This window comes from Ruegeria profundi (assembly GCF_020171505.1).
Lineage (GTDB): Bacteria > Pseudomonadota > Alphaproteobacteria > Rhodobacterales > Rhodobacteraceae > Ruegeria > Ruegeria profundi.
The window spans coordinates 249,528-268,263 of the sequence record NZ_JAIUZS010000003.1 but is presented as its reverse complement, the minus strand read 5'-3'; the positions used below and the strand labels follow the sequence as shown (position 1 = coordinate 268,263).

The 18,736-nt window shown below is 55.7% G+C and carries 15 protein-coding genes; 8 read left to right on the top strand and 7 right to left on the bottom strand.

Annotated features, from left to right (window positions below; all coding sequences use genetic code 11):
• Positions 1 to 219 precede the first annotated feature (219 nt).
• The 5 genes from LCM21_RS07390 to LCM21_RS07370 form a co-directional block, all read right to left on the bottom strand.
• On the bottom strand, positions 220 to 2,025 hold the full coding sequence (locus tag LCM21_RS07390; RefSeq protein WP_224890024.1) for an ABC transporter ATP-binding protein: 1,806 nt from the start codon (positions 2,023 to 2,025) through the stop codon (positions 220 to 222).
• Position 2,026: 1 nt separating this feature from the next.
• Positions 2,027 to 2,956, bottom strand: a complete 930-nt coding sequence (locus LCM21_RS07385; RefSeq protein WP_224890023.1) for an ABC transporter permease subunit — start codon at positions 2,954 to 2,956, stop codon at positions 2,027 to 2,029.
• 11 nt (positions 2,957 to 2,967) lie between these two features.
• Positions 2,968 to 3,891, bottom strand: a complete 924-nt coding sequence (gene oppB / locus LCM21_RS07380) for an oligopeptide ABC transporter permease OppB (protein ID WP_068333192.1) — start codon at positions 3,889 to 3,891, stop codon at positions 2,968 to 2,970.
• Between the two features lie 66 nt (positions 3,892 to 3,957).
• Positions 3,958 to 5,586 (bottom strand): peptide ABC transporter substrate-binding protein, encoded by a 1,629-nt coding sequence (locus LCM21_RS07375; RefSeq protein WP_224890022.1) that lies wholly within the window; start codon positions 5,584 to 5,586, stop codon positions 3,958 to 3,960.
• Positions 5,587 to 5,983: 397 nt separating this feature from the next.
• On the bottom strand, positions 5,984 to 7,219 hold the full coding sequence (locus tag LCM21_RS07370) for a lytic murein transglycosylase (protein ID WP_224890021.1): 1,236 nt from the start codon (positions 7,217 to 7,219) through the stop codon (positions 5,984 to 5,986).
• A gap of 186 nt (positions 7,220 to 7,405) precedes the next feature.
• On the opposite strand from LCM21_RS07370, the gene LCM21_RS07365 reads away from it, so the two are divergent.
• The 4 genes from LCM21_RS07365 to LCM21_RS07350 are packed head-to-tail and all read left to right on the top strand — an operon-like array spanning position 7,406 to position 11,397.
• A complete protein-coding gene (locus LCM21_RS07365; protein WP_224890020.1) occupies positions 7,406 to 8,368 on the top strand; it encodes a cytochrome ubiquinol oxidase subunit II in 963 nt (320 codons plus the stop codon).
• Entirely contained in the window at positions 8,365 to 10,449 is a 2,085-nt protein-coding gene (locus tag LCM21_RS07360; RefSeq protein ID WP_224890019.1) for a cbb3-type cytochrome c oxidase subunit I, read from the top strand. Before LCM21_RS07365 ends, LCM21_RS07360 begins: the two co-directional genes overlap by 4 nt.
• Positions 10,446 to 11,078, top strand: a complete 633-nt coding sequence (locus LCM21_RS07355; RefSeq protein WP_224890018.1) for a cytochrome c oxidase subunit 3 — start codon at positions 10,446 to 10,448, stop codon at positions 11,076 to 11,078. Before LCM21_RS07360 ends, LCM21_RS07355 begins: the two co-directional genes overlap by 4 nt.
• Positions 11,071 to 11,397 carry a cytochrome o ubiquinol oxidase subunit IV gene (locus LCM21_RS07350; protein ID WP_068333178.1) on the top strand — a complete coding sequence of 109 codons (327 nt, stop codon included), beginning with the start codon at positions 11,071 to 11,073 and terminating at the stop codon, positions 11,395 to 11,397. Before LCM21_RS07355 ends, LCM21_RS07350 begins: the two co-directional genes overlap by 8 nt.
• A 32-nt stretch (positions 11,398 to 11,429) precedes the next feature.
• On the opposite strand, the gene LCM21_RS07345 is transcribed toward LCM21_RS07350, so the two are convergent.
• Both LCM21_RS07345 and LCM21_RS07340 read right to left on the bottom strand, forming a co-directional pair.
• Complete coding sequence (locus LCM21_RS07345) at positions 11,430 to 11,861, bottom strand: fluoride efflux transporter FluC (RefSeq protein ID WP_224890017.1); 432 nt, start codon at positions 11,859 to 11,861, stop codon at positions 11,430 to 11,432.
• The gene (locus tag LCM21_RS07340) at positions 11,858 to 12,265 is read right to left on the bottom strand and encodes a fluoride efflux transporter FluC (protein ID WP_224890016.1); all 408 of its coding nucleotides are present in this window, start codon (positions 12,263 to 12,265) and stop codon (positions 11,858 to 11,860) included. Before LCM21_RS07340 ends, LCM21_RS07345 begins: the two co-directional genes overlap by 4 nt.
• 197 nt (positions 12,266 to 12,462) lie before the next feature.
• On the opposite strand from LCM21_RS07340, the gene LCM21_RS07335 reads away from it, so the two are divergent.
• The 4 genes from LCM21_RS07335 to LCM21_RS07320 all read left to right on the top strand — a co-directional run bounded on the left by LCM21_RS07335 (position 12,463) and on the right by LCM21_RS07320 (position 18,736).
• On the top strand, positions 12,463 to 14,043 hold the full coding sequence (locus LCM21_RS07335) for an FMN-binding glutamate synthase family protein (RefSeq protein WP_224890015.1): 1,581 nt from the start codon (positions 12,463 to 12,465) through the stop codon (positions 14,041 to 14,043).
• Between the two features lie 252 nt (positions 14,044 to 14,295).
• Positions 14,296 to 14,922, top strand: a complete 627-nt coding sequence (locus LCM21_RS07330) for a FecR domain-containing protein (RefSeq protein ID WP_224890014.1) — start codon at positions 14,296 to 14,298, stop codon at positions 14,920 to 14,922.
• A 53-nt stretch (positions 14,923 to 14,975) separates the two neighbouring features.
• Positions 14,976 to 16,763 carry a CHASE2 domain-containing protein gene (locus LCM21_RS07325; protein ID WP_224890013.1) on the top strand — a complete coding sequence of 596 codons (1,788 nt, stop codon included), beginning with the start codon at positions 14,976 to 14,978 and terminating at the stop codon, positions 16,761 to 16,763.
• Between the two features lie 485 nt (positions 16,764 to 17,248).
• Positions 17,249 to 18,736: a YfcC family protein gene (locus tag LCM21_RS07320; RefSeq protein ID WP_224890012.1), complete on the top strand. Its 1,488-nt coding sequence runs from the start codon at positions 17,249 to 17,251 to the stop codon at positions 18,734 to 18,736.

The window sequence follows — 18,736 nt, the reverse complement described above, 5'->3', positions numbered from 1 at the left end:
AATCAACCCGTGCAAATTTCCCAAAGATGGTGCCACCCAAGGGGGTAGAAGTCAAAACGATCACGTTTCGGTCACGAAAAGCCAGCGGTGTTTTGCTGCGATATGCGGCAAATGAATGCATCAAGTTTTGGCGTACGGAGGTCGTTCTACTAACTACCGTTCTGAAAGCAGGACCGAAGACGCCCCGAAGCTGTGCAAATTAGCTTCGGGGCAGGGCGCTCAAACACCGCTCAAAATGGCATCCAGCGGATCGTGTTCGGCCACAAAGTGATCCGGTCTCACCTCGCTCAATTGGGGGACATAATCGGACTGACCCGCAGCTAAACGACTGGGCAGAAACCGCAATGCAGCCTTGGGATCCATGGGCGAGGGCAGCTCACCAGGCAGCTTCAACCGTCGCCGCGTGCGTTCGACGTCGGGGTCCGGTATTGGAACGGCCGAGATCAGGGACTTGGTGTAGGGGTGGATCGGATCAGAGCAAATTACTTCGCCATCCCCAAGTTCGACAATCCGACCAAGATAAAGGACCATGATCCGGTTCGAGACCGCCCGCACCACAGAAAGATCATGGCTGATAAAAATCATCGACAGCCCGAACTCTTGTTGCAATTCTCGCAACAATTCCACGATTTGCGCCTGAATGGACACGTCTAGCGCCGAAACCGCTTCGTCGCAGATAATCAATTTGGGTTTGTTGATCATTGCCCGGGCAATGCCGACTCTTTGGTTTTGCCCGCCGGACAATTCATGCGGATATCGGTTGATCATGTTGGATTGTAAGCCCACCCGCTCCATCATCTCCGCGACCATGTCCTTGCGTTCGCGATCCGTCAGGTCAGGGCGATAGGTTTTCAGAGGTTCCGCGATCGAGGCAGAAATCGTCATCCTCGGGTCAAGGCTGGCCAGCGGGTCCTGGAACACGATCTGAAGGTCCTTGCGGTACTTGTTCAGTTCGGCCCGCTTCAACCCGACGATAGGATGTCCCAACCAGCTGACATTCCCCGCACTGGGTTCAATCAGTTGCAGCACGGCCCGGGCGAGGGTGGATTTGCCGCAACCGGATTCACCCACAACGCCCAGCGTTTCGCCCTTGCGGATGTCAAAACTCACGCCATCCACGGCCTTCAACGGCACCTTGTGGCCGAACAGCCCGCCCGAGACATGGATCGGGAAATGGACTTTGACGTCGTCGACCTTCAGCAGAGGTTCTTCGGTCTTCTCCAGCGCTTTGGGCGCATCGCCTGCATCAATGCGCGGCATCGCCTCAAGCAGAGTTCGAGTGTATTCGTGCTTTGGCGCGCGGAAGATTTCGCGCGCGTCTCCGGCCTCGACAAACTGACCCAGACGCATGACCTGTATCCGGTCACACATCCGTGCGACGACGCCCATGTCATGTGTAATCAGGGCAATCGCGGTGCCTTCGTCTTTTTGCAGCCGCACCATCAAGTCCAGAATGTCGGCCTGAACCGTGACATCGAGCGCAGTGGTTGGCTCGTCCGCGATCAGCAGTTTTGGATTGCACAGCATGGACATGGCAATCATCACGCGCTGGCGCATCCCGCCCGAAAGCTCATGCGGGTATTGATCAAGACGCCGTTTTGCCTCGGGGATACGCACACGGTCAAGCCATTCAAGGCATCGCTGTCGCGCGGCAGAGCCTTGTAGCCCTTCATGCACTTGCAGAACTTCGCGCATTTGCTGACCGATCCGCAGATGCGGGGTCAAAGCGGTTAGCGGGTCCTGAAAGATCATGCCCACATCCGAACCACGGATCTTGTTCAGCTTGCCAACGGGCAGGTTCAAGATCTCCTTCCCGTTCAGCATGGCCGAGCCTTCGGCCCGTCCCGCTGGCGGCAACAGCCCCATCGCGGCCATGAAAGTCTGGCTTTTGCCCGATCCGCTTTCGCCGACGATGCCAAGGCATTCGCCCGGGTTGATGTCGAAGCTGATCCCTTTGACAGCCTCGACAACGCCGTCCGGAGTTTCGAACTGGACGCTCAGGTCTTTTATGGAAAACAGGCTCATATCAGCGATCCTTCGGGTCCAGTGCGTCACGCAGACCATCGCCGATGAAGAACATCGAGATGATGATTGCGACATAGAATGTCAGGGGGAACATAAGCTGCCACAAGGTTCCATAGGCCATCGTCCCGGCACCTTCGGCGATCAGCCTACCCAACGAGGTGTAGGGCTCTGAGATACCCAGACCCAGAAACGAGATGAAGCTTTCGGTAAGGATCATCTCAGGCACCAGAAGCGAGGCATAGACGATCACCACCCCCAATAGATTGGGTAGGATATGACGATACATAATCGTGAATTCGCTTACGCCGGCGGCGCGGGCAGCCTCGATGAACTCGCGGTTCTTCAGCGTCAGAGTTTGCCCTCGAACGATCCGTGACATGGTCAGCCAGCCGACCGCGCCAAGAGCGAGAAACAACATGAAAAATGACCGCCCCGCCACGACCAGCAGCAGGATGATGATCAAGGTTGCTGGGATCGCCAGAAGAATATCGACAAAGCGCATCATTACACTGTCGACACGCCCACCAATGTAACCGGCGGCGATGCCGTAACAGGTGCCGACGATCAGCGCCGTGGCCGCCCCGATGAGGCCAACCAAAAGCGATGTGGTCGTTGCCTGAATGACGCGGCTGTAAAGGTCGCGTCCCAGATCATCGACACCGAAAAAATGCCCGGTTTCGAGGGATGGCATCCCCATCCCGCGCACGTCCCCCATGACGTTCCAGTCGATTTCTTCATTGTCCCAAACGGCGAAGTACGGTCCAATTATCGTGAACAAAACGATCAAGCTTAGAACGAAAACGCTGGCCATTGCGGCCTTGTTGCGAACAAACCGCATCCGAGCGTCCTGCCACAGCGAGCGCCCCTGAATAACCGTGTAGTCGGTGACACTTTCGGCCAGATGGGCGGCTTTTTGTGATTTTCCTAGCATTGGTTCGCCCCTCAATACCGAATTTTCGGATCGAACCAGGCGTAGGCCAGGTCCGTCAGCAGGTTCACGACGACAGTCAACGCGCCATAAAGGATCGTGACCCCCAGCAGCACGGCATAGTCTCGCGACAGGGCCGAGCCGACATAGGCTTGCCCCAGCCCGCCGGTCGAAAAGTAGATGTCGACGAAAACAGAACCTGTCAGCACATAAACAAAAACCGGCCCAAGGTATGACACGACCGGCAACAGCGTTGGTTTCAACGCGTGACGCCAGATCACGGTTCTGGTTGGCAGACCCTTGGCCCGCGCGGTGCGGATGAAGTTCGAGTTCAGCACCTCAAGCATCGAAGATCGCGTTATCCGCGCGATGGATCCCATGTATGACGTCGCAAGCGCAATCACGGGCATAATGAGGTACGGCCATTGCCCTCCGTTCCATCCACCGCCCGGCAACCATCCCAGCCATAGGGTAAAGGTCAGGATCAGGATCGGGCCCATGATGAAGTTCGGCAGCGCTTGGGCCGCGATGCCCAGCCCCACAGCGAAATAGTCGATCCAACTGTTGTGCTTGATCGCCGCGGCAATTCCTAGACCGACACCAACGGACGTCGCGACGAGGAACGACAGCGACCCGTAAGTCAGCGAGATCGGAAAACCCTGGGCGATGATGTCATTGACGTCCCGGTCCTTGAACTTGAAGGACGGGCCAAAGTCGAAATGCACGACGATATTGTAAAGGTAGTCCCACAACTGCTTCCACAGTGGTTGGTCCAGCCCGTACCGCGCTTCGATATTCGCCAGAACCGCCGGCGGCAGAGGTCGCTCAGACGTGAATGGCCCACCAGGCGCAAAGTGCATCAGAAAGAAACAGGCGACGATCAGCAGCAGGATCGTCGGAATGGCAACCAGCAGCCGCCGCAGACTATAGGCAAGCATTTCATGCCCCCATGTTTATTGGCCCTGCCCCGGATGCTTCCGGGACAGGGCGTGGTTCAAAGACGATTATTCAGCAAGTTTGTAGAGGTTTTTCGAGTACCAGTTTTGCTCGACATTGTTGATAGGCCAATTCCCGACATCGGTGTCCATCATGTAAACACCCGCATAGTGGTAGATCGGGATCACAGGAGTTTCCTGTGCGATGATGCGCTCAACCTCGGTGTACAGAGGCGCCGGATCATCAGCAGTTTTGGCCTGCGCTAGCAACTCGTCAACACGGGCATTGCTGAATTTGCCGTCGTTATAGCCTGAATCCGACTGCAGCAGATCCAGGAAGGTCGAAGCTTCGTTATAATCGCCGCACCATGCGCCACGGGCCAGTTCGAAGTTCTGGTTGCCGCGCTCTTCCAGGAACACTTTCCATTCCATATTGGCCAGTTCGACATTCACACCCAGCTTCTGCTTCCACATCTGGCTAACAGCAACTGCGACCTTTTTATGGTCTTCGTTGGTATTGTAGACCATTTCAAAGCTCAGCGGATTATCCGGGCCATACCCGGCACCGGCCAGCAATTCCTTGGCCAGCTCATCCCGCTCGGCTTGGGTCATTGAGGCCATCTCAACCTCGGGAACGGTAAACCCTGCTGTTGCTTCGGGCGCGAATGTATAGGCCTGCGGCTGACCCCCTGCCATTACTTTTTCAGTGATGATTGCACGATCCACCGCCAGCGACAGAGCCTGACGCACGTTCGGGTCCTTGAAGGCCTCGGGGCCATCTTCCGTCAGGTTGAAGGTGTAGTAATAGTTGCACAGGCGCGGAAAGCTGATCGCTTCGTCCGGATGCTCTTGGCTAAGGCGGGGGAATTGGCCTGCTGGAACTTCGGTACGGTCCAACTCACCAGCCAGATAACGCGTCAAGGCAACGTTTTCGTCATTGATGATCAGCGCGACCACTTTGTCGAGAATTGTGTTCTCGTTGTCCCAGTACATTTCGTTCCGTTCACGAACCGAACGTTCCTGCGGCACGTGCTCGGTCAGGATGTAGGCACCATTCGACACGATATTTTCGGGGCGGGTCCAGGCGTCGCCATGTTCCTCAATGACCTTCTGCGGAGCCGGGAAGGTGGTAGAATGCGTGGTCATCTGCGGGAAATACGGCAGCGGCGCGCTGAGCGTGACTTCCAGTGTGTGATCGTCGATTGCCTTGACGCCCAGCTCGTCAATCGGCTTTTCACCGGCGATAATTTCGGCGGCGTTTTCAATCGACATCAGTTCCATGAACCAGGCATAGGGTGACGACAGTTCGGGGTCGACGGCACGTTTCCATGCATAGACAAAGTCACCAGCGGTCACCGGGTCGCCATTGGACCACTTGGCGTTGTCACGCAGGGTGAAGGTGTACACATCCTTGGTGTCGTTGGTTGTATAGCCTGTGGCAACGCCCGGAACCAGGTTGCCGTCTTCGTCCTGATTCATCAGGCCTTCGAACAAATCACGTGTGATTTCGGCGCCATAGGTATCTTCGACAACCTGCGGGTCGACCGAACTGTGCTCATCCCCAAGGCGATAGATAAAGGTCTGGTCTTCGGCCAGCGCTTCGCCAGTTTCCGGGTGAGTGCCAGCGGCAAAGGCGGCACCGGTGATCATGGTCGAAGTCATTAGCCCCGCCAGAGATGTCCGAATATACTTTTTCATTTTTGTCTCCCATTTATTAGGTGGCAATGCGCGCGCCATTCAGGATGGCCGCTGCCACCATGTTTGTCCGACCTTGAACAGGACTGACACGGATTCAGATTTTGCTTTTTCAGATCGCACTGAACACCGCATCACAGTCATTTGGTTTGCAGTCAGGAACGTGTTTGCGAAAGTCGCCTCTCACTGGCGCAGAAGGTGACACTATTTCAAATCGGGATAAAGATGCTGCCTGCAATTAAAGCAACTATAGGTGGATAGTGAGCGAAACCGGCGTTAGTGCTGAAATTAAATAAGGAAACTTGACTTGATCGTGACACTTTCGTGAAGGCGCATGTTCAAACTTGACCCGAGGGAAATGCAGCGATGGTCGGCAAAAACAAGAGAAACGGGCGAATCGCTATTGTGTGAGGGCGGCTTTCATACCCTGTTTTGGAAAGCAGGTCGGCGGTTGCCCTTTGCCCTCCTGCCACCGCCCGATTGAGCGTCGGGTCTTGTACCCGGGCAACCCATCTATACCGCCGACATCATGCCCTTGGCTTTCAAGCGACTTTTGCATAGCGGCGATGTCAGATCGGTACAGGGTGCCGATGTTGTCCCAGCCCGTATTGAAATCTTGGACGCCGAATTGAATGCGGTCGCCGACATGACCCACAAACAACGCATAAAGATCGCTTTTATTGTAGTCTTTCAGCACATAGAAATTCGGTGTGACGATAAAGGCTGGCCCATAGCGTCCGGCGGGCATCTTTAAATACCCTTCACCTTGTAATTCGTGCTGGGGAAATGGCTTACCCGAGACGCGGGTTACTCCTATGTCGACCCAGTCCTGAATGGACCGCCCTTGGTCCGGTCCCTCTAATGCGCAGGAAACGTGAGCTGGAACCGATACTTCAAACCCCCAATCCCTTCCGGCAACCCAACCATGCGCCGACAGAAAATTCCCGATGGATGCAATTGTATCCTCAGTCGATCCCCAGATATCGAGCCGCCCGTCCCGGTTCCCGTCCACTGCGTAGGTCAGAACGTTCGATGGCATGAATTGCGGTTGACCAAACGCGCCTGCCCAGCTGCTTTTGAGTCTTCCCGGCGGTGCGTGGCCGGCTTGTGCGATCTGCAGTGCTGCGATCAATTCTTCGGTGAAATATGCCGACCGGGTGCTCATGAATCCCTTTGTACCCAACACCTGAAAGGCGTCGTGCCGGATGGCTACTTGGCCATATCCGCTCTCGCGTCCCCAAATCGCAAGAATGATCCTTCCGGGTACACCCGTTTCCGCCTCGACCTGCGCAAGGAAGTTCGCGTGACGCCGGGCCATTTGCCGACCAACCGCAGTAGCGCCTTGAATCGAGTTTGCATTGAAATATCGCCCAGGCGCTCCGAACTCGGCCTGTTTTTGCTGTTGGGGCGTTTTGGCAATTGACCCCGGCGGTACAAGATCAGGCAACTTCCAGTTGAGCGTCACGCCCTCAAAGGCCCGCTGCATCGTCAGCCGAGAAACGCCCTTGGCCTTGGCCCGCGGCCAGACCGTTTCCTGTAGCCAGATTTGGAACTGACCCTCAACCGCAGAACGATCCTCTGCGCGCGCGTCTGTCAGAAGGCATGTCAGGCAAAAGGCGAAAACGATCCAACGCATTGTTGGAATATGTCATTGGACTATGAGGGTGTGTCAACCGCGTCATTGGCACGCTCTTAAGTATTCGCTTCTTCAAGGGCTGCCCCACAGCGTGCGCGAAAAACCGAGACGTCAGGAAAAACCTTGAGAAAACTGGCGTCCCTGCCGATAGTTGGCAGAAACGAAGGCTTCAGAGGATGAACTGGCGTGGCCTTACTCAGACCTTCAGCATGGCTATGGGCAGGATCGGCTGCGGTTGTGCTTGTGGTCGTCTCCGGGCAGGTCTCATGGGCCAGTGACAGTTTTTTGAATCCTCAAGGGCCGATTGCAGCGGCTCAGAAGACTCATTTGCTGCGGGCGACCGCCCTCATCCTGATTGCAGTGATCCCGGTACTGGTTCTGGTGCCGCTCATTGCCCTGCGATACAGGCGGCGTCAGGGCGGGGATGCACAGTACAGGCCCGATTGGGACTTCTCGGCCACGCTGGAATTCGTAATGTGGGGTGTCCCGGTCGTCATCGTGGCGCTCTTGTCGTTCTACTTATGGAAGGCCACGCACCGCCTGGACCCATACTCAAGCGGTTTTGGTGATACACCGGCTTTGGATGTTCAAGTCGTCGGTCTGGATTGGAAATGGCTGTTCATCTACCCGGATCTTGGCATTGCCAGTGTCGGTGAGTTGGGCATCCCAATCAAACAACAGGTCGCGATGACGTTGACCACGGATACGGTGATGCAGTCCTTTATGATCCCCGCCTTGGCCGGTCAGATCTACGCCATGCCGGGAATGACGACCAAACTGCATCTCGTTGCGGACACACCCAAGACGATGCAGGGCGAAAACACGCAATATAGCGGGCGCGGATTTACCAAGCAGAAGTTTCAGACCCTTGCGATGCAACCCAATGAGTTTGATGCCTGGGTCGAAGGGGTTCGTGCCAATGGTATTCCCCTTACTGCCGAAACCTATCGGACCCTTGCCATGCGCACCGACCGGGATGAGGTTCAAGCCGCGCTTGGGACCGCAAAAATGCCAGAGCGTGCGTTATACTTTACGCTTGAAGATGGTGATCTGTTCCAGTCCATCCTTCACCGCTATCACGGAGGGCAGCCGCTGCCGGTTGATCAGCAACCGGGCACCGCTCAGTTTGGCAAGAAGGGTGCGCAATGACCGAAACCGGTTTCTTTGGCCGCCTGACCTGGGACTCTTTCCCGATTGCTGGTTTAATGAAAGACCCCAATGCCAATGAGATCGTGGCGAACGCAGCCGCAGGCATTGTGATTGTTGGGGTCATCGCAGTCGTCGGGTTGCTGACCTGGTTCCGATTGTGGGGGCCGCTATGGCGCAACTGGTTGACCAGCGTAGACCATAAGAAAATCGGGATCATGTATATCGTCTTCGCCATTGTCATGCTGGCACGTGGCGTGCTGGAGGGCGTTGTCATGCGTGCCCAACAGGCGGCAGGACCGGGCGAGGGTTTCCTAGAAGCCGAACATTTCGCCGAGTTGTTCAGCACGCACGGCACTATCATGATTTTCTTTGTCGCTGTTCCCTTTGTCTTTGGCATTGCGAATTTTCTGATACCACTGATGATCGGTGCGCGGGATGTAGCCTTTCCAGTGATGAACCAGATCAGCCTTGGCCTCACGGTATCGGCTGGCATGATGCTGATGGTGTCGTTGGTCGTGGGGCATTTCTCAACCGGTGGCTGGACGGCCTATCCGCCTTACACGGGCGCGGCTTTCAACCCCGGAGTGGGTCCGGACTATTGGATTTGGGCCATCGTCGTTTCCGGCATCGGAACCACGCTGACCGGGATCAACTTTGCGGTTACGATCTATAAACTGCGCGCAGCTGGCATGACGTTCATGCGGCTGCCGATCTATTGCTGGACGATCATCAGCAGCTCGATCCTGATCGTCTTTGCCATGCCGCCGCTTGGTGTGGCGGCGCTGATGCTGGCCGCAGACAGGTATCTGGATTTTCACTTCTTTACCAACGACCTGGGCGGTAACATGATGAATTATGCCAACTTGTTCTGGTTGTTCGGCCACCCCGAGGTATACCTGCTTGTCCTGCCTGCCTATGGTATTTTTTCCGAGGTTTTTGCCACGTTTTCGGCCAAGCGACTGTACGGCTACAACTCTTTGGTCATCGCAACCATGTGCATCGCCGTTCTGTCATTTACCGTCTGGCTGCACCATTTCTTTACTATGGGCCAAAGCGCTCTGATCAACGCGGTGTTTGGCATCGCCACCATGTTGATTGCGATCCCGACCGGGGTCAAAGTCTATGACTGGATGGCGACGCTGTACCGTGGTCGTATCCGGTTTTCGGTACCTATGTTGTACGGTTTGGCGTTCCTGATGCTGTTTGTCATTGGCGGTTTGTCAGGTGTGATCCTTGCCAACCCTACGGTTGACTATCAGGTGCACAACACGCTGTTCCTGGTTGCCCATTTCCATAACGTTCTGCTGCCCGGTGTACTGTTCGGGTTGCTGGCCGGATACAATTACTGGTTTCCCAAGGCTTTCGGCTTTCGCCTGAACGAGGCTTGGGGCCGTATCTCGGTGGTGTTGTGGACCGTCGGATTCATGCTGACCTTCCTGCCGCTTTATTTTGTTGGCCTCATGGGAATGCCGCGTAGGTCGTACAGTTGGGAAGACCCCAGTTTCCACCCTTTCATGATCGTCGCCGTTGTTGGTGCGTTCGTGATCCTGTCAGCTCTGTTCTCAGTGATCATTCAATTGTGGGTCAGCATCCGCGACCGCGAGAAAACCCAAGTGCCCGTTGGCGATCCCTGGGATGCGCGCACGCTGGAATGGTCAATTCCGGCACCGCCGCCGCCCTATAATTTCGCTGTTATCCCACAGATCACAGACCGGGACGACTTTGCCGCCGCCAAAGAGCGGGGCGAAGCCTATCCGAGCCCCGACCAGTACGAAGACATTTCGATGCCACGCAACACCGGGATTGGGTTTGCTATATGTGTTCTCAGCGGTATCTGGATGTTTGCTTTGGTCTGGTGGATTTGGTGGCTGGCCGCGCTGGTGACGGTGCTGATGCTTTTGTCCTTCACCCTCTGGACCTTCCAGCTGGATACCGAAGAGGTCATTCCCGCCGCAGAGGTTCGCATACAGCATGAGGCCTGGCTGGATTTGGTGAACACTGCTGCACCTGTCGATCGCGATCACGAAACTACCCCGGAAAACCGCGGTCTCGCCCGGCCTGATCTGAAGGCAGTGACATGAAGCGTGCACCAACCCATAGCTACCCGGGCCTGAACCTGGGGCGACGTCATGCCAGTGCCGACAAGGCTAGCGAAGTCGTCACCTTCGGCTTCTGGGTCTTTCTAATGAGCGATCTGGTCTACTTCGGGCTGATGTTCGCGATCTACATCACCATGATCGACGCGCAGGCTGGCGGGCCCGGCCCACATGATCTGTTCAACATGACCAGCGTATTTGCCCAGACCCTGATCTTGCTGACCAGCAGCCTGACCGTGGGCCTCGCGATGCTTGCACTGAAATACAATCTGCCCCGGTGGCGGATCGTGTTCTGGTTCAGCGTCACGCTTATGTTGGGAATTTGCTTTTTGGTGCTGGAAATCCGCGATTTCATGGACATGGCCGAAAAGGGAGGCATCCCTCAGCGCAGCGGGTTTCTGTCCGCGTTTTATGGTTTGGTTCCGTTGCACGGGTTGCACGTGGCTGCGGGGTGCCTGTGGCTTGTCGTTCTTGGCATTCAGCTGCGGGTTTTTGGTCTGACCGACCTTGTGATGTCGCGCGTAGTGCGGCTTGCACTGTTCTGGCATTTCCTCGATCTGATCTGGATCGGCATCATCACCATCGTTTACTTCGGAGGTCTGGCCTATGGATAAGCGCAGCGAGATGCACCGGCGCGAGCAACGGCGCTATGTGATCGGTTATGGCGGCTCTCTTCTGCTGACTGGGACGGTTTTTACAATCGCCTACGTGTTCGGGATTGAGACCAAAGGCGTATACCTTGCTATCGCGATGCTAGGGTTGGCGCAACTGGTCGTGCAACTGGTCTATTTCCTGCATATCGACCGTCGCCGCAGCAGCCGTGAAGACCTTGACCTGATTCTGTTCTCGGTGCTGGTCCTTCTAATCATCATACTCGGGACCGTCTGGATCATGGGAAATCTTGCGGTACGTATGCATACTTACCCAATGTAACAAAACGCGTCAGAGCAGGCGTTCGCTGTCTTTCAAAACGCGGCTTCCGCCAACACTCTGCAGGTGGCCGAGTACCGAAGCGCAAACTGTGGGTCTACTCCCCAGCTTATCATCACGAGACCTAGCCAAAACGCAAACCAACACAAACCAAGGCTAAGCAGAATATTCCCGGCAGCCAGCATAATCGTGCGCTGACGCCGAAGTTCAAGCGACTGGTATGCAAAGCTTGAGAACGTCGTGAACCCGCCACAAAAACCAAAAACCAGCCGCTTTTCTTCTTCGCCCATGTCGACTGGCCCGCCCAGATATCCGACCCAAAGTCCCAGTAGAAGACTTCCCAGAACATTCACGATCAAGGTTGCAAAAGGCAGGTCATGCCGGACCCGCAAGGCAATCCAATGGCGTAGCACAGCGCCAAGACCACCACCCAGCCCGAACATGGCATGAAGATAAAATTGGCTCATTCCGGCACCTGCTGGTCGTGCAACCGCCGCCCCAAACCCTCACCCAACATCGCGGCGCCGAGGCCGATGGCAATCTCCAACCCTGCAGCAGACACAGCACCCCAAAGGTTCGAAATAGCCAAGCGTTCCAATTCAGCCACAAAGGACGAAAACGTGGACAGCCCGCCGCAAAAACCAACCGCCCCAAGATGAACGACATGCGCGTGTACGCGGTTTCGTACTGCATACAGCCAGCCGAGAATGAAGCAGGCGACAACATTGATACCAAATGTCGCCGTCAGGATCGAAGCGCCGGGAATTTGTGCCGAGAACGCTTCGCGCAGCAGCGATCCTATTGCGCCACCCACAAAGACGGCGGCGAACATGATAGCCGTGGTCCGGACGGTGGGTGAGGTCTGTGTCACGGTCAATCATCCTGCCCAAATTCGTCGTTGTTTTGGCATATATACTGCCGCTCGGCGGATCAACAGTGGTCAATATCCGTGGGCATATCGCAAACCGGCCCAATCGTATATTGCCGGACACAAATGCTTGCAATCAAACGCCGATTTGATCCACGCTTGTCACAAGCCAATCCGGCGACACCTTGGGAGAGCACAACATGGTTGTACGCAGACTCTATTACTTTCTCAGTTTCGTTTGTCTGCCGCTGACCTTGCTGCTGGGGTTTTACTGGCCGCCCGCCTACTGGCTTTTGGCTGTTCTCATCCCCTACGCCATAGTTGGCATGTACGACATGCTGACCACCAAGCACAATGTACTGAACAATTATCCTGTTTTGGGCCACTTCCGTTACATGCTGGAATTCGTCAGCCCAGAAATCCGCCAGTATTTCGTGGAAACCAACGAAAACGGCCGCCCGTACAACCGGATCATCCGTAGCCTTGTGTATTCCCGCGCCAAAGGGCAAATGGATACGCAGGCCTTTGGCACCCAGTACGATATCCTGTCAGCGGGCTATCACCGGGCGAACCACTCGCTCGCGCCCAAGGACGTGCCGGAAAGTGAGGAACGTGTCATGCTTGGTGGGCCGCAATGCACCAAGCCTTACAACGCTTCGCGCCTGAACGTTTCAGCCATGAGTTTTGGCGCGCTCAGCGCAAATGCGATCCGTGCGTTGAACGGCGGTGCGAAGGATGGCGGTTTTGCTCATAATACGGGTGAGGGTGGTCTGTCGCCGCATCATTTGGCCGAGGGTGGTGATATCATTTGGCAGATCGGCACCGGTTACTTTGGATGCCGCACGCCAGACGGCGGGTTCGATAAGGATAAGTTCGCCGAGAAGGCACAAATGGATGTGGTCAAGGCGATTGAGATCAAACTTTCACAAGGTGCCAAGCCATCTCATGGTGGAGTACTGCCTGCGGCCAAGGTTGACGAAGAGATCGCTTTTATTCGCGGCGTGCCACAGCATCAGGATGTTATTTCACCACCAACACATTCGGCTTTCGAAGGCCCAACGGGGCTGATGCACTTCGTTCAGCACTTACGCGAAATGTCAGGCGGGAAACCCATCGGGTTCAAACTGTGCATCGGCCGGTCTTCTGAGTTCATGGCGATATGCAAGGCGATGCTTGAAACGGGAATCCTGCCTGATTTCATCACTGTTGACGGTGCCGAAGGAGGTACTGGAGCGGCTCCGGTTGAATTTACCAACCGACTGGGTACGCCGCTGAACGAAGCGCTGATCTTCGTCAACAATTGCTTGCGCGGGGTTGGTCTGCGCGACAAGATCCGGATCATCTGCTCAGGCAAAGTGGCCACCGGGTACGACATGGTCGAGAAGTTTGCGCTTGGTGCCGATATGTGCAACGCCGCGCGTGCAATGATGTTTGCTGTGGGCTGTATTCAGGCGCTGCATTGCAATACGAACCGCTGCCCGTCGGGTGTGGCAACGCAAGACCCGATCCGGGGCCGGGCGGTGAATGTGCCGCAAAAGCGTAAGCGGGTGCACCGGTATCATGACGCCACCTTAAAGAGCTTTCGTGAGCTCCTTGGGGCCATGGGCAAGGAAAAGGTCGCGGACCTTCATCCGGGCGACATCCACCGTCGCACGGCAGATGAAACGGAACGGTCTTATGCCGACCTTTATGCGTTTGTTGACGAAGGCGTCTTGCTGAACGGTCCAGTCCCAGACGTGTTTGCTGAGGATTGGAAAACGGCTTCAGCGCAACATTTTTAAGCCATCGGCGCTTACCGCTATGGCTTAGCCATGAAACAGCCCGGTCCGGACGTAAGTAAATCCAATGGGTTTGGAAATATAATAGCCGGCCATTCGTCGTGGACCGGTGGTAGACGGGACATTAGGTCAAGGTTTATCCCCTTTGCGGATACATGAAACAGGACCGCGCCAGCCGATCTCAAGATCACAGGCAGTTGACCTTGCGCCCACCACTCTTCATCCTTCCAACAAGCCTGTAACTGAGGGGCCAAGATGCAAACTCGTAGCCTGTTGTCCACCATTCTTGTGGCAGTTTCGATTGGGAGCGCGGTTCCTGTCGTTGCGCAGACTGTCGCGCCAGACCCACGTGTTTGTGTCGTGCAGCATGTCGACGGCATAACAGAGGTGTCGGACCGAGGTGCAAATGCGCGCCCTGCATCTGTCGGGCTGGGATTGGGGCGAAACGCAATACTACGCACCGAAGCCGGTGCGCGTATAACAATGAGCTGTTCCGGCGGTCTAAAGATTGTTTTGGGCCCTGATAGCGAAGTAGAAGTGTTTGGCCTTTTATCGGGGGGATCGCGACCATTTGGCCTACGCTTAATCGACGGTATTGCTGGCTTTCTGTTCTCCAGCGATGCCGGAAACGGAGTGCAGGTACGCACGCCCTCGGCAGTCGCGGCCGTGCGCTCTACGGAGTGGGCTATGCAGGTGAAGGACCGAGCGAGTGCAGTTTTTGCGCGCGAAGGTATCGTCTTTGTCTTCGCTAATGGGGAAAACAAGCGACTTGACCCCGGCGAAGGGATAGATGTGTCGCCGTCTGGCACGATGGGAAATGTCACAGCTTGGGGGCAGGCGCGCATTGATCAGTTTGATGCTTTGCTTGGCTCGGATTGGTAGGGCGCGACAAGTTTTCGTTCGAAAGGCGCATTGTCGGCGCATTTGTTACGCTGTTGAGCTTGGCCCTTGCCCTTTGGCATCCGGGTGATCGGAACGCGTTCTGGCAGGGGATCGAAGGGCGCTTGCTCGACGCTCGGTTTATTTGGCGCGGGGAAACGAAATCCCCACCGAATGTTGCCATAGTTACGTTTGACGATCTGGCGGTTTCTCAGCTTGGCAAGTTTCCACCACCGCGCGCAGCGCTGGCAGCGGCAATTTCAGATATTTCCGAAGCCGGAGCGAAGGTGATTGCCTTGGATTTCCTGTTGGTGGAACCACGTGAGGGCGACGAGGATCTTGCCAGAGTTTTGTCGGAAACCGATGCGATACTGGCTGTTGCCGAGGCAAACTCGGGAAGGCCCTTGCAAGATCTCGATGGTGGCGATTTCAGTGTACTTGTAAATTCGGCTTATCGTAATCCATTACCCGCGCTGGTGCCGGCAGAGACCTTGCGCAGCGAAACAACACTTGGGCACGTGATCATACAGCATGAGTCCGATGGCTCAGTGCGCAGAATTGACGCCGCAACACCATTTCTGACTAAAAAGGGCACTTCTTGGCACCCGTCACTTGCAGTTTCAGCCGTCGCAAAAGCGGCTGATCAATCGGGCTTGCAACTGCGAACGTTCCGCACTGGCGGGCTTTTGTCTGTCGGTGACACTTTCGTTCAACTGGACAGACAAGGCGCAATTCCCTTGGTGTATTACGGCGAGGCAGGCACGATACCGACCTTTTCAGTCGCTGCTGTCAACGAGGCAGAGCTGGACGGCAAGGTGGTGTTTCTTGGTGCATCAGCGACCGGGTTCGGGGACAGGCACGCGACGCCTTTCGATTCAGCTTTTCCCGGAGCAGAGCTGCATGCGACGCTGGCAGCAAATATTATCGAACAAAGGTTTCTGCGCCGCGATGCTACCTCGTGGATGATGGATATCGCTTTGGCGCTTACCGCATCTGTTCTTGGCTTCATTACCGCAGGGATGGACCGACCGTGGTTTGTGGTCGTGGCAACCGGTGCCCTGGCCTTGGCGATCATGATCGTCTTGCAAGCCGCATTTAACGCTGGGTGGTGGCTGGATGCGACCACGGTTTTTCTTTCCCTTTTTCTTGGCGTCGGTTGCGGTGGTGGGCTCCGGCTATTGCAGCACCGGCGACGGGCCGCCAATCTGGCTTTGTACCAATCGCCTTTGATTGTTGAACGGCTTGCCAGTGCGTCCGAGCCCCGTTTCGAGGCGACGGCACGACCCGCTGTTGTCCTGTTCGTCGATGTAGAGGGCTTTACCGCGCATTCAGAAAGCCTTGGACCAGAAGGAACAGCTGAATTTTTGCGCGTCTTTCACGAACTTGTCGAACAGGCCGTAGATCCTTTGGGCGGGATTATCGCGTATTTTGCCGGCGACGGAGCCATGGTCGTGTTCGGGCTGCCAGACCCCCAACCAAACGATGCGATACAGGCGTTGCGATTTATTGATGCCTTATACGCCGCTGTTCGTGCCAGCCCCAAGTGGCCTGGACTGGGGTTGCGCGTAGGTGGACATAGCGGACCCGTCAAAGCCGGGGTTGTCGGTGGCAGACGTCACAGGCAAGTGACCGTGAGCGGCGATGTCGTCAATACAGCCAGCCGCCTGCAAGACTTTGCAAAATCCCAAAAGGCTGCAATAGCACTTTCCAATGCGCTTGTTGAGGCCAATCCGGAAACTCGGTCTTGGGCTGTCAATGCTGGGATGCGGAACACCGGTGAACACACGCTGCGCGGACGGCACGCGCCGATTGGCGTGTGGACGTGTCCTCCTCCGGTAAATTGACGCGGGATTATGGCAAAGACCTAACCGGCAAAAGTCCACGTCAACTGGGCGCTAATGATATGAATACCCTCTGCTCCAGCCTTGACGGGTGCAACCGAGAATTTCTGCGGTTTGGAACTCGATTTACCGCAATAACGCACGGGCCCGTCCCAATCCGAATAGCCGAAGACCAAAGGCAAATGGCCAATCCCTTGAGCCTGCAAAAGGCAGAGAGGTTCAGCGTTGTGATTTGCGGCACTGTCGAGACGGCATCACCACCCTGCCGATAGCGATTAAGGCATTTCATTTCACAAATAGCAGGATCGTCGGGCGTCAGGGCAGGGCAGACCATCCTCAAGGATCAAGGGTCGAGACCAGCAATACCAACCTTCTGAGTATCTTGTTAGTTGTTGACTTTATCCTCGGGAACTTTTCACATTGATAAAACATTTTATAAAAATGCAAAGAAATACGACTAGACAAATTTAAAACCGTTCGAGGTCGTCATGTCCAAGTTCAAGTTTCCAACGGCGTTTACAATCTTGTTTGTGTTGATAGCCGTCGTTGCAATTCTGACATGGATTATACCTGCAGGCGAATACGAACGTCAGATGAACGAGGCACTTGGCAGCGAAGCCCCCGTGCCGGGCACCTATCGCGAAGTCGAGCCCAACCCCCAAGGGATTACATCAATTATTCTTGCTCCAATCGCGGGCATGTACGACCCAGGCATTCTGGGCAGTTCGTCCAGCGCCGCAATTGATGTGGCACTTTTTGTGTTGATAATTGGTGGGTTTCTGATGGTCGTGACCAAAACCGGTGCAATTGATGCTGGTATCGGGTGGCTGCTGCACAAACTCGCTGGTCGCGAAATCCTGATGATCCCGATCCTGATGGCCGCATTTGCCTTTGGCGGAACCAGCTACGGTATGGCGGAAGAGTCGCTGGCTTTCTATGCCTTGATCATTCCGGTTTTCATACGTGCGGGTTATGACTCGCTTACGGGTGTGGCTGTGATCTTGCTGGGCGCAGGAATTGGTACGCTGGGCTCGACCTTCAATGCGTTCGCGACTGTCGTGGCCTCTCAGGGCGCCGGTATCCCGTTTACTGACGGGATCGTTTTACGGTTTATCATCCTGGTGCTGTGCCTTGCAGCCGGGATCGCCTATGTCATGCGTTATGCGACCCGGGTGAAGGCTGATCCATCTGCTTCGGTGGTCGCGGATCAGGCCGAAGAGAACAGAACGCATTTTCTGAAAGGATCTGAAGGCAATGATGCCTTCCCCGAAATGACGTCGACGCGGTCCGTATTGCTGGCCCTGTTTGGCTTGACGTTTGCCATCATGATTTACGGTGTGGTCGCCCTGGGGTGGTGGATGGGGGAAATGTCCGGCCTGTTTCTTGTCATGTCGATCATTGTCTGGTGGGTCGGAAAATTCGACGAAGGCTCGCGTATGGATGAGGCCACGTTTGTCGAAACTTTCGTGGATGGCGCTCGGGACCTGCTTGGGGTTGCCCTGATCATCGGTGTCGCTCGGGGTGTCGTTGTGGTCATGGACGCCGGTAAGATCACGGACACGATCCTTGCCGGGGCCGAAGGCTTTGTCACTGGCCTGAGCGAGTTTGCCTTTATCAACGCCATGTTCGGCATTCAAGTTTTGATGTCGTTCCTCGTTCCGTCATCTTCGGGGCTTGCGACCTTGTCCATGCCAATCATGGCGCCGCTTGCAGATTTCGCCGGAGTAGGACGCGACCTTGTGGTGACTGCCTATCAATCAGCCAACGGATGGGTGAACCTGTTCAACCCAACCTTCGCCGTTGTCATGGGCGGGTTAGCGATCGGGCGGGTTTCCTATGATCGATGGCTAAGGTTTGTATTCCCTTTGTTGGTAATACTCGCGGTCATCATCTGCGCCGCACTCACGGTTGGAGCGTTGGCTGACCCGGGCATTGATGGACCCGCGACAGAGACGTCTGAAACCATCGCGAACTGA